Genomic DNA, 12,948 nt, shown 5'->3' with positions numbered 1-12,948 from the left:
GATTAGTGAATCACGATGTATTACAGGAGGGGTTAAGATGGAAATCTTCAGTTACTTAGAAAAATACGATTATGAACAGGTACTTTTCTGTCAGGATAAACAATCAGGGCTAAAGGCTATTATTGCCATTCATGACACGACATTAGGACCAGCATTAGGCGGGACCAGAATGTGGACGTATCGTTCAGAAGCAGAAGCTATCGAAGACGCACTGCGTTTAGCTCGCGGAATGACATATAAAAATGCGGCAGCCGGCTTAGATCTCGGCGGCGGAAAAACAGTAATTATCGGAGATTCCAAAAAGGATAAGAATCCGGAAATGTTCCGTGCATTCGGTCGTTATATCCAAAGCTTGAATGGAAGATACATCACTGCTGAGGATGTAGGAACGAATGAATCAGATATGGATCAAATTGCGCTTGAAACAGAATATGTAACGGGATTGTCCTCCTACAGCGGAACTGCCGGCAATCCTTCCCCTGTTACTGCATGGGGAATTTATCAGGGGATGAAAGCAACTGCAAAAGAAGCATTCGGATCAGAATCTTTAGAGGGCAAAGTTGTTGCAGTTCAAGGAGTCGGAAACGTGGCTTACAGCCTATGCGAATTATTGCATGAAGAGGGCGCAGAATTAGTTGTTACAGATATTAATAAGGAAGCTGTGAAGCGTGCGGAAAATGATTTTAATGCCAAAGCAGTCGATCCAGATGATATTTATGATGTGGAATGCGATATCTATGCTCCTTGCGCACTTGGAGCAACCATTAATGATCATACGATACCGAGGCTGAAAGCTAAAGTAATTGCAGGTTCGGCTAATAATCAGCTGCAGAGTCATGAACATGGAGATATTCTGCATCAAAAAGGAATTTTATATGCTCCTGATTATGTGATCAATGCAGGCGGGGTAATCAATGTTGCAGATGAACTGGTTGGTTACAATCGCGATCGCGCTTTACATAATGTACAGCGCATCTATAAAAATCTGGAGCAGGTCTTTGCCATTTCTAATCGTGATCAGGTACCGACTTATATTGCGGCTGATCGTCTGGCTGAGGAAAGAATTCAAGCAAAACAACAATCACGCAGTCAATTTCTTACAAATGAGCGAAATATTTTAGATCGCCGACAATAGAAATTTACTGTTGTACTTATCATTTACAGCTTTGGAAGAACGGCATATTGGAGGGTATTTTGTGAATCAACGTGGTAGTATTTTAGTTATCTACCCCGACTTGTATTTCACCACGATCGGTGTATTTGAAGGAAATCATCTTTTATATCAGCAAAAAATTTCACATAACGAAGATGAACTGCATCGTTTTGAACAGCTGATGGAGCAAGTGCCGTACAGAAAGCAGGCTATATTTGAACAGCTTGATTTGGATGGAATGAATACATCACGTTTTATTAGTGTATGCGGGCGGGGAGGACTATTGCGTCCAATCAGCGGCGGAACGTATAAAGTGAATAACGCGATGCTATATGATTTAAAAACAAATGCTTACGGGGAACATGTATCCAATTTGGGAGCTGTTCTAGCCCATGAAATTGCTGAGAATTTAAATATACAAGCATATATTGTTGACCCGCCGGTAGTAGATGAACTGCAAACCATTGCAAAATATACAGGTATACCGGAAATAGAGAGAGCCAGTATCTTTCATTCGCTAAATCATCGTCATGCCGGCCGGATTGCGGCAAAACAAATTGGTTCAGCCTATCATTCGTTAAAGCTCATTTCCATTCATATTGCAAGAGGGATTACCATTGCATCCCATCATAGCGGCAAAATTATTGATGTAACGAATGGCGTAGACGGAGAGGGTCCGTTTACTATCGATCGATCCGGCAGTATACCGTTAAAAGGATTTCTGACTTATCTATCTGAACAATACACTACAGATGAAGATTTTTTGTGGAATCATGTCCAGCAGGATGGGGGAATCAAAGCATATCTGCATACAGAGGACCCTTCCATCATCCGTTCCCGGCTGACGAAAGGTGATCAGTATACGAAAGAAGTAATTGAGGCACAGGCATACCAGATTGCTAAAGAAATTGGAGCAATGAGCACGGTATTGCATGGAGAAGTAGATGGCATTGTTTTTACTGGAAAAATCAATGAAAATGATTTTGTTATTGATGCGGTTATTCCAAGAGTCAATTGGATTGCCGATGTGATGGTGTTTCCTGGTAAAAATGATTTAGAAGCGATGAATGAGGGCGTATTAGAGGTTTTAAACAATACCCAGAAAGAAAAGATATATGTTGCAGAGGAGGCAAATTAGATGGCAACTGAGTACGATTTAGTCATTTTAGGGGGCGGAACAGGAGGCTATGTTTCTGCTATTCGTGCCACTCAATTAGGCATGAAAGTGGCAATAGTAGAGAAATCTGAGCTGGGAGGGACCTGCTTACACAGAGGCTGCATACCCTCTAAAGCATTACTTCGCAGTGCAGAGGTTTTTCAGCAGACAAAAAAAGCAGATGCATTCGGAGTAGAGGTAAACGAACCAGTCTTAAACTTTTCAAAAGTCCAGCAGAGAAAAAATGAGATTATTGAACAGCTGCATAAAGGTGTCCAGGGTTTAATGAAAAAGGGAAAGATTGATGTCTATCAAGGGTTCGGCCGCATTCTTGGACCAAGTATCTTTTCTCCAATGCCTGGAACTATCTCTGTTGAATATGAAAATGGAAATGAAAATGATATGCTGCTTCCTAAAAATGTTTTAATTGCGACCGGATCGCAGCCGAATACATTACCTGGTCTGGACTTTGACGGTGAGTACCTCATCAGCTCAAATGAAGCTTTAGAAATGAAGGACCTGCCTAAATCAATGCTTATTGTAGGCGGCGGAGTTATTGGCATCGAATGGGCCTCCATGCTAAACGATTTTGGAGTTGATGTAACCGTCTTGGAATTTCAAAAGCAAATCTTGCCGACAGAGGATAAAGATATCGCAAAAGAGATGGAAAAACAGTTGAAAAAAAGAGGCGTCAATATTATAACCGGAGCCAATGTTCAGACGGATACAATAGAAAAAAATAACGGCATCGTGATAGAAGCAGTAATCGGTGATAAAAAAGAAAGATTTGAAGCTGACAGACTGCTTGTATCTGTCGGCAGAAAAGCGAATATCCAAAATATTGGTTTAGAGAATACGGAAATTCAAATTTCTAATCATACGATTGACACAAACGCGTTTTATCAAACAAAAGAATCACATATTTACGCTATTGGCGATGTTATTGGAGGCATGCAGCTGGCTCATGTGGCTTCCCATGAGGGAATTGCTGCTGTGGAGCATATGGCAGGGGAATATACACAAGAGATAGACTACCAGACGGTATCAAGCTGTATCTATGCCAGTCCGGAAGCTGCAAGTGTCGGCTTGACGGAAACACAGGCCAAAGAAGAAGGATATGACCTTGTCATCGGCAAGTTCCCATTTAAAGCAGTAGGAAAGGCATTGGTTTATGGTGAATCAGATGGTTTTGTCAAAATAATCACAGATAAAAAGACACAGGATTTAATTGGGGTTCATATGATTGGTCCCCATGTGACAGATATGATAACAGAAGCTGGATTAGCAAAAGTGCTCGACGCAACAGCATGGGAAATCAGCCAGACTATTCACCCGCATCCGTCCTTATCAGAAATTATCGGTGAAGCAGCACTGGCAGTCGACGGGTTACAAATTCATGGTTAAACTATCTGGGCAGTCTGCATGATGTCATCATGTGAAATGGCTGAAGGAGGGAAAAATAATGACAGAAACATCTTGGGAAAATGTAAGTGATGAGATGGCTTTAGAAATGTTTGAAATGATGTTATTAGCAAGAAAAATTGACGAAAGAATGTGGTTGTTAAACCGCTCGGGGAAAATACCATTCGTCGTTTCCTGTCAGGGACAGGAAGCAGCACAGGTCGGAGCGGCCTTTGGTCTGGATCGAACGGTCGATTATACCGCTCCGTACTATCGGGATCTGGGTCTTGTATTAGGCTTTGGAATGACAGCAAAAGAATTAATGTTATCTGCCTTTGCCAAAGCTGAGGATCCAAATTCAGGCGGACGTCAAATGCCTGGTCATTTCGGACAGAAGAAAAATCGTATTTTAACCGGTTCTTCTCCAGTAACAACACAGGTTCCTCATGCAGTAGGCGTTGCATTAGCAGCGAAAATGGATAAAAAGGATATTGCGACCTTTGTGACATTAGGAGAGGGCTCTTCTAATCAGGGTGATTTTCATGAAGGATTAAACTTTGCCGGTGTTCATCAGCTGCCGGTGATCACCATGGTGGAAAATAATAAGTATGCTATTTCTGTTCCGTATGATAAGCAGGTAGCCAGCAAAACGGTTTCAGAGAGGGCATCATCTTATGGCATGCCGGGAGTTACTGTGGACGGGAATGATCCAATAGCTGTGTATCAAACTGTAAAAGAAGCGAGAGAACGAGCGGTAAAAGGAGAGGGGCCGACATTGATTGAAGCGGTAACCTATCGTTTTACTGCCCATTCCAGTGATGATGATGACAGTGCTTATCGTGAAATGGATGAAGTAAAAGAAGCTAAAAAGAAGGATTCCATTGTTACGTTTGCTGAAAAGCTAAAAGAAAAGAAAATAATGGATGAAGCCAAAGAAAAAGAAATTCATGATAAAGTCAATACACTTGTGAACGAAGCAACAGAATATGCAGAAGAAGCCCCATATGCAGCTCCAGAGGATACGTTGAAGTATGTTTATGAGGAATTGGATAAGGGAGGGGAATAATCATGCCTGTGATGTCTTATATACAAGCAATTACAAAAGCTTTAAAGGAAGAAATGCAAAGAGATGAGAATGTCTTTATTCTTGGGGAAGATGTAGGGAAAAAGGGCGGCGTATTTAAAGCAACAGACGGGCTGTACGATATGTTTGGTGAAGAACGTGTATTAGATACCCCATTAGCGGAATCAGCAATTGCCGGTGTTGCTATCGGTGCAGCTATGTATGGGAAACGGCCGATTGCTGAGATGCAGTTTGCAGATTTTATTATGCCTGCGGTCAACCAGATTGTTTCCGAAGCAGCCAAAATACGCTATCGCTCCAATAATGATTGGGATTGTCCGATAACCATCCGTGCTCCATACGGCGGCGGGATACATGGTGCTTTATATCATTCCCAATCAGTAGAAGCATTGTTTGCGAATCAGCCGGGATTAAAAATTGTTATGCCGTCGAATCCATATGATGCGAAAGGATTATTAAAGGCATCAATCCGAGATAATGACCCTGTTCTATTTTTTGAACATAAACGTGCGTATCGTCTGTTAAAGGAAGAGGTTCCGGAAGAGGATTATGTTCTGCCAATCGGTAAAGCAGATGTAAAAAGAGAAGGGGATGATATTACTGTCATCACTTATGGACTTTGTGTTCACTTTGCATTGCAGGCTGCGGAAAGATTAGCAGCAGATGGCATTCATGCGCATATTCTTGATTTACGTACGGTATATCCGTTAGATCAAGAAGCTATAATTGAGGCAGCCAGTAAGACTGGAAAAGTTTTGCTTGTTACAGAGGATAATAAAGAAGGCAGTGTAATGAGTGAAGTGGCTGCAATTATTTCGGAAAACTGCTTATTTGACCTGGATTCACCTATTGAACGCCTGGCAGGTCCGGATGTTCCGGCAATGCCTTATGCACCGTCCATGGAAAAATACTTTATGTTAAATCCGGATAAAGTGGAAAAAGCAATGCGTGACCTTGCAGAATATTAATTGGAGGTAGAAATATGAGTGTGGAAAAAATGACAATGCCTCAGCTTGGTGAGAGTGTAACAGAGGGAACGATTAGTACCTGGCTGGTTTCCGTCGGGGATCAAGTGAATAAATACGACCCGATTGCTGAAGTGATGACGGATAAAGTAAACGCCGAAATCCCATCTTCTTATACAGGTAAAATAACAGAGCTTGCAGCAGAAGAAGGGGAAACGGTAGAAGTTGGTTCCCTAATCTGTTATATAGAGACAGAGCAAGCCGCTTCAGAGGATGCGGAAGCAGCTCCTGAAAAAGAAACAAATACAGTGGAAAAGGACACAGCTGAGCATGCTGAAAATACAGAAAGCTCTATGAAAAAAAGATATTCACCGGCAGTACTACGTTTATCTCAAGAGCACAGCATTGATTTGAACCAAATCGAAGGAACGGGCAGAGGAGGCAGAATTACCAGAAAAGATGTGGAAAAACACATTGGAAGCAGTGCTTCTGCGCAAGAAGAACCAGCCCCTTCACAAGAAAAGAAATCAGATACTGCTGCTGGAAAAGAAACACCTGCTGCGCAAAAAGAAAGTATCCAAAGCGCAGCAGGAGATATTGAAATCCCTGTAAAAGGTGTCCGGAAAGTAATTGCAGAGAATATGGTCCGGTCCACACAGGAAATCCCGCATGCATGGATGCAGGTGGAAGTAGATGTTACAGATTTAGTAAAATACCGGAACAGTGTAAAGGAATCATTTAAGCAGCAGGAAGGCTTTTCGTTAACTCCTTTTGCTTTCTTTGTAAAAGCTGTGGCTCAAGGTTTAAAAGAATTTCCTGAATTAAACAGCATGTGGGCCGGAGATAAAATTATTCAGAAAAAAGATATACATTTATCCATTGCTGTGGCGAAAGACAAAGAATTATTTGTTCCAGTTATTAAGCATGCAGATGAAAAAACGATTAAAGCCATTGCCCGTGATATTACTACCTTAGCATCCAAAGCACGTCAGGGTAAGCTGTCACCGGAGGATATGCAGGGCGGTACCTTTACTGTCAACAATACAGGCTCCTTTGGTTCGGTTTCGTCAATGGGAGTAATCAATTCGCCGCAAGCAGCGATTTTACAAGTCGAATCTATCGTAAAACGGCCTGTCATTATCAATGATATGTTTGCTGCCCGCGATATGGTGAATTTATCTCTTTCTTTAGACCATCGTATTTTAGACGGTCTTGTATGCGGAAGATTTTTATCTAGTGTGAAAGAAATCCTTGAAGGGATGAACGACTCAACTATAACCCTTTATTAAGCCAACACGAATAGATTGAATTTTTAACTGCTAGCTGATAAGCTATAATTATATTTTAAGTAAAAAGGGTGAAGTACAATGGATTTCGATTTATTTATGCAGGATGTTGTTAACGTTGCAAGAACAGATATAACAGAATCAGGTTATGAGGAAGCACGTACAGCAGAGGAAGTAGATGCCGCGCTGACTCGTGAAGGAACTACACTTGTCATGGTGAATTCAACATGCGGCTGTGCCGGCGGTGTAGCCCGTCCAGCAGCAGGGAATGCGATTCATTATGATAAGCGTCCAGATCACTTAGTCACGGTGTTTGCCGGACAGGATAAAGAAGCGACAGAGCAGGCAAGAACTTATTTTGAAGGATATCCGCCATCCTCTCCTTGTTTCGCATTGCTTAAGGACGGAAAAATCCTTGATATGGTAGAGCGGAATGAGATTGAAGGACATAGCGCCATGGAAGTATCTGCGAAGCTTCAAGGCCTGTTTGATCAATATTGCGAAGAAGTATAAGAGATATTAAAAGGCTGTCATCAGGCAGCCTTCTTTGTGTATTCTTATATCAGGAGGTTTATAAAGGGTGAAAATTGGATATCGTACCCTAAAAACTGCTATCGGAACTCCCATTGCAATTTCGTTGGCACAATGGGTTGGTCTTTCAAATTTTATTTCCGCTGGAATATTAACGATTCTCTGTATCCAGCCGTCGAGAAAATCTTCTTTTTTAAGTGCGTGGCAGCGGTTTATTGCATGTACAGCAGCCGTTGTTTTTTCATGTGTTATTTTTGAATTAATAGGCTATCATACAATTTCTATATTTTTACTGCTTCTTTTATTTATTCCAGCAACGGTTAGATTAAAAGCAACTCCAGGAATTGCATCCAGTTCCGTTGTCATGCTGAATTTATATGGCTCTGGAGGTGTAACACTTTCTCTGGTCGGCGAGCAGTTCGTTCTAATTACCATTGGGCTGGGGGTAGGACTTCTGTTGAATATTTATATGCCAAGCTTGGATAATAAATTAAAGAAGCTGCAAGCACAGTTAGAAAAGAATTTCAGCCGTATTCTATATGAATATTCTTTGTATATCCGGGATGAAAATGACGCGTGGCAAGGAAAAGAAATAGCAGCTACAGAGGATATCCTGGCTGAAGCAAAACAGTTAGTTATCCGGGATAGAGATAACCATTTATTACGAAATGAGCATACCTATTATAATTATTTTAGGATGAGAGAAAGACAGTTTGAGCTGTTGAAGAAAATGCTTCCGCTTGTTACGCATCTTCCAAAGACAGATCATATTGCCCTTGAGATTGCAGATTTCTTTGAGCGATTATCTAAAGCTGTCCATCCAGGAAATACAGCAATTACTTTTTTAGAGCAGTTAAAAGAATTAAAGCGGGAATTTCACGCGGAGGAGTTACCGGAAACGAGAGAAGCGTTTGAAACAAGGGCGCACTTATTTCAATTATTACATGAAATAGAAGAGTACTTGATTATAAAAAATAAATTCAAAAAAAGTGACGTAACGCCTTGGAAGAAAAGGAAAAAAGAAGCTTAGCTTTTCCTTTTTACATAAGATTGGAACCATATCAAAAGGCTGTGCCAAAATGAAATAATCATTTTGGCACAGCCTTTTATTTTTAAACAAATGCAGCCAGTCCAGCTGTAATTGCTGAAATAAGCATTAGAGCGACCATGAAATAGATAATCATTTTCGTGCGGCGTTCACGTTTTGAACGCTTTTTTTGCACAGATTGCTTTGCTGCCATGAAATATCCCCCTTTAGAATCCGATATCATCTACCGCTATTTTAACGTGAAATGATTCATCCGACAAGCTAATCGTATGGTTTTTCTTAAAATGTTCTTCCGGATTTTAATTAACGGATGAGAGAAACTTAGACTCCAATTCATTCTACTGTAAAAAAAAGAGAAAATATAGTAGCCTAGAAGGTAGGAGGTTACGCAAATGAGTGTGAATGAAGAAAGATTAGTTAATGAATTTTTAGAACTTGTGCAGGTAGATTCTGAAACAGGTTTCGAAAGAGAGATAGCATCGGTTTTAACCAAAAAAATGGAAGCTCTAGGTGTGCAGGTGGAAGAAGATAATGCAAAAGAGCAGACAGGTCATGGTGCAGGAAATTTAATTTGTACATTGCCTGCAACCAAAGACGGTGCGGATGCTATTTATTTTACTTCCCATATGGATACGGTTGTTCCCGGGAAGGGTATACATCCAATTATTAAAGATGGCGTGATTTCTTCAGAGGGAGAGACAATTCTAGGTTCAGACGATAAAGCAGGCTTAGCTGCCATGTTTGAGCTGATTAAAGTGCTTCAGGAAAACAATATTCCTCACGGCCAGATTCAATTTATTATTACTGTAGGAGAAGAATCTGGTCTGGTAGGCGCTAAAGCGTTAGATTCCTCGAAGTTAGATGCTCGTTATGGATATGCGCTAGACAGTAATGGAAACGTTGGTGATATTGTTGTGGCTGCACCTACGCAGGCGAAAATCCATGCAACCATAACCGGCAAAACAGCACATGCTGGATTGGAGCCGGAAAAAGGTGTTTCTGCCATTACGATTGCCTCTAAAGCTATTTCTAAAATGCCTTTGGGACGTATTGATAAGGAAACAACTGCTAATATCGGACGCTTTGAGGGCGGCAAACAGACAAATATTGTTGTAGATCATGTAGAAATTTTAGCAGAGGCACGTTCCTTGTCTGAAGAGAAGATGGAAAAACAGGTCGAGAAAATGAAAGCAGCTTTTGAAGAGGCTGCTGAAGAGCTTGGCGGTTCCGCTGATGTAAAGATAGCAATCGCTTATCCCGGCTATCATTTTAAAGCGGGAGATCAGGTGGTTGAAGTTGCCAGAGAAGCTGCAAAAGCAATCGGCAGAGAAAGTAAATTAGAACAGAGTGGCGGAGGCAGTGACGCCAATGTGATTGCAGGGTATGGAATCCCTACCGTTAATCTGGCAGTTGGCTACGAGGAGATTCATACGACCAATGAGCGGATTAAAGTGGAAGATCTTGTGAAAGTAACTGAATTTGTTGTGGAAATTGTTAAAATCGCAGCAAAATAAGATAAAGCTTCCATTCTTGGAGCGGCTTTCTGTGAAAAAGGAGAATGCATTCCATGATGGAGTGTGTTCTTCTTTTGTTAAGAATAGAGGTGTTATGATGGAACAGCCGGTCAATTCGAAAAGACGAGTTATCTTCCATATAGATATGAACTGCTTTTATGCTTCGGTAGAAATGGCGCATAATCCGGAATTAAAAGGAAAGCCGATTGCAATCGCCGGAAACCCGGAAGAGCGGAAGGGGATTATTGTTACAAGCAGCTATGAAGCCAGAGCAAAAGGCGTGAAAACGACGATGCCCGTGTGGCAGGCAAAAAAATTATGCCCCGATTTATTATTGATGCGGCCTAATTTTGACAGATACCGGGAAGCGTCCCGGGCTATTTTTAAGATGCTTTCAGAAATTACACCGCTCGTCCAGCCGGTTTCGATTGATGAAGGCTACCTGGATATTACTGATACGGAAGGATTCGGAACGCCGGTAGAAATAGCTAATTACCTGCAGCAGCGGATATTAAAAGAGCTGGATATCCCATGCAGTCTTGGTATTGCCCCGAATAAATTTCTGGCAAAAATGGCGTCAGATATGAAAAAACCTTTAGGAATAACTATCCTTCGAAAGCGGGAATTATCTAACGTATTATGGCCACTTCCAATTGAAGAAATGCACGGAATCGGGAAGAAGACTGCTGAAAAACTTCGAAAAGTATCTATTCATACAATCGGTGATTTAGCTGTACATGATGTCTATCAATTAAAGCAGCTATTAGGGGTTAATGGAGAAAGAATGAAGAACCTGGCCAATGGAATAGACTATCGGATTGTGGATCCAGAAGCGGTACATGATTTCAAAAGTATCGGTAGCTCACAGACATTGGCTCATGATTCAACAGATTGGGATGAACTTCACCAGCTGTTAGGCCAGCTTACCGACAATGTAGCAAGAAGAGTGAAACGAAAAAATGCGACAGGAAAAAGCGTTCAATTAATGATTCGTTTTCACAACCATCAAACGATTACGCGCAGTAAAACATTGCAAGGGTATATCGATGAAAAAGAAGATATTCTTTTTGTCGCAAAGGAGCTATTAAAAAAACATTGGAATGAAGAGCCTGTACGGCTATTGGGTGTCTCTTTGCAAAGTGTAGAGGAGAAGAGTCAAGTAGGAGAACAGCTTGATTTGTTTACTTACCGCGATAACGCTAAAAAAGAAAAGCTCTACGAAACCATGGAAGCATTAACGGATAAATACGGAAAAGATATATTTTTATCTTTAAAAAATGAAGAGAAGGACAAACAGCAGCCACGGACAAGCTTTCAAAAAGATTTCCTAGATGATTATAAAAAGCCTTGATTTTATATCTATTGAAATAGAATAAAATCAAGGCTTTTGTTTTTTTAAGATAAGAATTTCTTCAAAATATTTGAAGTAACCGTACCGCCCGAATAACGGAATGGCAAATCAAATTTCGTTGTTTGTTTTAAGATGCTTTTCTGATGTGAAAATGTATCAAAGCTGGCTTTCCCGTGATAGCTTCCCATTCCGCTCTGCCCGACTCCGCCAAACGGAAGATACGGGTTTGCTAAATGGAAGAATGTATCATTGATAGAACCGCCGCCAAATGAAACGTATTCCATTACCTGAGACTGCATTCTCGGATTTTCTCCAAAATAGTATAGTGCTAATGGTTTTTCTCTTGATTTAATCAACGAAAGGGCGTCCTCTATATTCTCAAAGGATAATACGGGAAGAATCGGTCCAAATATCTCTTCTTGCATAATAGGGTCTTCCCAATCTATTTTATCAAGAATAGTAGGTTCAATGATTAATTCTTCATCATTATATTCTCCGCCATGAACAATATGATCTTCATTTAAAAATGCTTTTAAGCGGTTAAAATGATCCAGATTTATGATTCTTGAATAATTTTCACCCTGGAGTACATTCTTGCCAAATAAAGACTTTATTTGCTTTTTCATTGCTTTTAAAAGCTTGAATTTAACAGATTCTTGTACTAATAAATAATCCGGCGCCACACAGGTCTGACCGGCATTTGTATATTTTCCCCATACAACTCGTTTAGCTGCCAATTGGATGTTTGCATCTTCATCTACAATTGCAGGACTTTTTCCGCCCAGCTCTAACGTTACCGGAGTTAAATGCTCGCTTGCGGCCCGCATCACGATTTTTCCAACTGCACTTCCTCCAGTAAAGAAAATGTGATCAAAACGCTGTTTTAACAGCTCTGTTGTTTCTTCGACAGCACCCTGAACAACAGTGAAATAAGACGGGTCGAAATGCTCTTCTGCGATTCTGGCAAGAAAATCGGATGTATGCGGAGCATGTTCAGACGGCTTTAGAATAACTGAGTTACCTGCTGCAATCGCTCCGATAACAGGTACTAATGATAATTGTAAAGGATAATTCCATGGTGCAATAACGAGCACAACACCGAGCGGTTCTTTTATAATATAGCTTTTCGAGCCTTTATGCGTTAATGGAGAGGCAACTTTTTCAGGCTGCATCCAGTAGCGGAGATTTTTAATGGCTACTTCCAATTCGCTTTGAATAATGCCAATCTCCGTAAGTATTATTTCATGATCAGGTTTATTTAAATCTTTTTTTAATACATCATATATCTCTTCTTCATTATCTTTGAAAATCTTTTTGATTTTTTCTAATTGTTGTTTACGAAACGTATAATCAACGGTATTTCCTTGATCAATATATTTTCGATGATCATCAACAATTTGCTGATAGTTTTCTTGTAAGGTCATCAAATCTGTCTCTCCCTTTCTCACTTCAAGAGGAT

General features: G+C 40.6%; 12 protein-coding genes. 10 read left to right on the top strand and 2 right to left on the bottom strand.

Features of this window, described 5'->3' with window-relative positions; genetic code table 11:
* The first annotated feature begins 37 nt into the window (after positions 1-37).
* From BN997_RS18000 to BN997_RS17965, 8 genes are all read left to right on the top strand, one after another.
* Positions 38-1,135 (top strand): Glu/Leu/Phe/Val family dehydrogenase, encoded by a 1,098-nt coding sequence (locus tag BN997_RS18000; protein WP_042534285.1) that lies wholly within the window; start codon positions 38-40, stop codon positions 1,133-1,135.
* Positions 1,136-1,196: 61 nt separating this feature from the next.
* Positions 1,197-2,291 carry a butyrate kinase gene (gene buk, locus BN997_RS17995; RefSeq protein ID WP_042534283.1) on the top strand — a complete coding sequence of 365 codons (1,095 nt, stop codon included), beginning with the start codon at positions 1,197-1,199 and terminating at the stop codon, positions 2,289-2,291.
* Positions 2,292-3,713, top strand: a complete 1,422-nt coding sequence (gene lpdA, locus BN997_RS17990) for a dihydrolipoyl dehydrogenase (protein WP_042534281.1) — start codon at positions 2,292-2,294, stop codon at positions 3,711-3,713.
* A gap of 58 nt (positions 3,714-3,771) precedes the next feature.
* The gene (locus BN997_RS17985) at positions 3,772-4,776 is read left to right on the top strand and encodes a thiamine pyrophosphate-dependent dehydrogenase E1 component subunit alpha (protein WP_042534279.1); all 1,005 of its coding nucleotides are present in this window, start codon (positions 3,772-3,774) and stop codon (positions 4,774-4,776) included.
* Between the two features lie 2 nt (positions 4,777-4,778).
* Positions 4,779-5,762, top strand: coding sequence for an alpha-ketoacid dehydrogenase subunit beta (locus BN997_RS17980; RefSeq protein ID WP_042534277.1), 984 nt, complete (start codon positions 4,779-4,781; stop codon positions 5,760-5,762).
* A 14-nt stretch (positions 5,763-5,776) separates the two neighbouring features.
* Entirely contained in the window at positions 5,777-7,048 is a 1,272-nt protein-coding gene (locus tag BN997_RS17975; RefSeq protein ID WP_042534275.1) for a dihydrolipoamide acetyltransferase family protein, read from the top strand.
* Between the two features lie 78 nt (positions 7,049-7,126).
* Positions 7,127-7,558 carry a BrxA/BrxB family bacilliredoxin gene (locus tag BN997_RS17970; protein WP_042534274.1) on the top strand — a complete coding sequence of 144 codons (432 nt, stop codon included), beginning with the start codon at positions 7,127-7,129 and terminating at the stop codon, positions 7,556-7,558.
* A gap of 67 nt (positions 7,559-7,625) precedes the next feature.
* On the top strand, positions 7,626-8,606 hold the full coding sequence (locus BN997_RS17965) for an aromatic acid exporter family protein (RefSeq protein WP_042534272.1): 981 nt from the start codon (positions 7,626-7,628) through the stop codon (positions 8,604-8,606).
* 82 nt (positions 8,607-8,688) lie between these two features.
* On the opposite strand, the gene BN997_RS23010 is transcribed toward BN997_RS17965, so the two are convergent.
* Positions 8,689-8,817 carry a DUF4044 domain-containing protein gene (locus BN997_RS23010; protein ID WP_139089138.1) on the bottom strand — a complete coding sequence of 43 codons (129 nt, stop codon included), beginning with the start codon at positions 8,815-8,817 and terminating at the stop codon, positions 8,689-8,691.
* 199 nt (positions 8,818-9,016) lie between these two features.
* On the opposite strand from BN997_RS23010, the gene BN997_RS17960 reads away from it, so the two are divergent.
* Complete coding sequence (locus BN997_RS17960) at positions 9,017-10,138, top strand: M20/M25/M40 family metallo-hydrolase (protein WP_042534270.1); 1,122 nt, start codon at positions 9,017-9,019, stop codon at positions 10,136-10,138.
* A 97-nt stretch (positions 10,139-10,235) separates the two neighbouring features.
* Positions 10,236-11,489: a DNA polymerase IV gene (locus tag BN997_RS17955; protein WP_419880316.1), complete on the top strand. Its 1,254-nt coding sequence runs from the start codon at positions 10,236-10,238 to the stop codon at positions 11,487-11,489.
* 44 nt (positions 11,490-11,533) lie between these two features.
* Here BN997_RS17955 and BN997_RS17950 read toward each other — a convergent pair whose 3' ends face one another.
* Positions 11,534-12,913, bottom strand: a complete 1,380-nt coding sequence (locus tag BN997_RS17950; RefSeq protein ID WP_042534268.1) for an aldehyde dehydrogenase — start codon at positions 12,911-12,913, stop codon at positions 11,534-11,536.
* Positions 12,914-12,948: the final 35 nt, after the last annotated feature.

This window comes from Oceanobacillus oncorhynchi (genome assembly GCF_000821065.1).
Classification (GTDB): Bacteria; Bacillota; Bacilli; order Bacillales; family Amphibacillaceae; genus Oceanobacillus; species Oceanobacillus oncorhynchi.
Note: the sequence above shows the minus strand (reverse complement) of the source record. Positions and strands in the feature narration are given on the sequence as shown.

Coding starts and splice junctions, on each gene's coding strand:
- BN997_RS18000 (WP_042534285.1), top strand. CDS start 38: ATGGAAATCTTCAGTTACTTAGAAAAATACGATTATGAACAGGTACTT.
- lpdA (WP_042534281.1), top strand. CDS start 2,292: ATGGCAACTGAGTACGATTTAGTCATTTTAGGGGGCGGAACAGGAGGC.
- BN997_RS17985 (WP_042534279.1), top strand. CDS start 3,772: ATGACAGAAACATCTTGGGAAAATGTAAGTGATGAGATGGCTTTAGAA.
- BN997_RS17980 (WP_042534277.1), top strand. CDS start 4,779: ATGCCTGTGATGTCTTATATACAAGCAATTACAAAAGCTTTAAAGGAA.
- BN997_RS17975 (WP_042534275.1), top strand. CDS start 5,777: ATGAGTGTGGAAAAAATGACAATGCCTCAGCTTGGTGAGAGTGTAACA.
- BN997_RS17970 (WP_042534274.1), top strand. CDS start 7,127: ATGGATTTCGATTTATTTATGCAGGATGTTGTTAACGTTGCAAGAACA.
- BN997_RS23010 (WP_139089138.1), bottom strand. CDS start 8,817: ATGGCAGCAAAGCAATCTGTGCAAAAAAAGCGTTCAAAACGTGAACGC.
- BN997_RS17960 (WP_042534270.1), top strand. CDS start 9,017: ATGAGTGTGAATGAAGAAAGATTAGTTAATGAATTTTTAGAACTTGTG.
- BN997_RS17955 (WP_419880316.1), top strand. CDS start 10,236: ATGGAACAGCCGGTCAATTCGAAAAGACGAGTTATCTTCCATATAGAT.
- BN997_RS17950 (WP_042534268.1), bottom strand. CDS start 12,913: ATGACCTTACAAGAAAACTATCAGCAAATTGTTGATGATCATCGAAAA.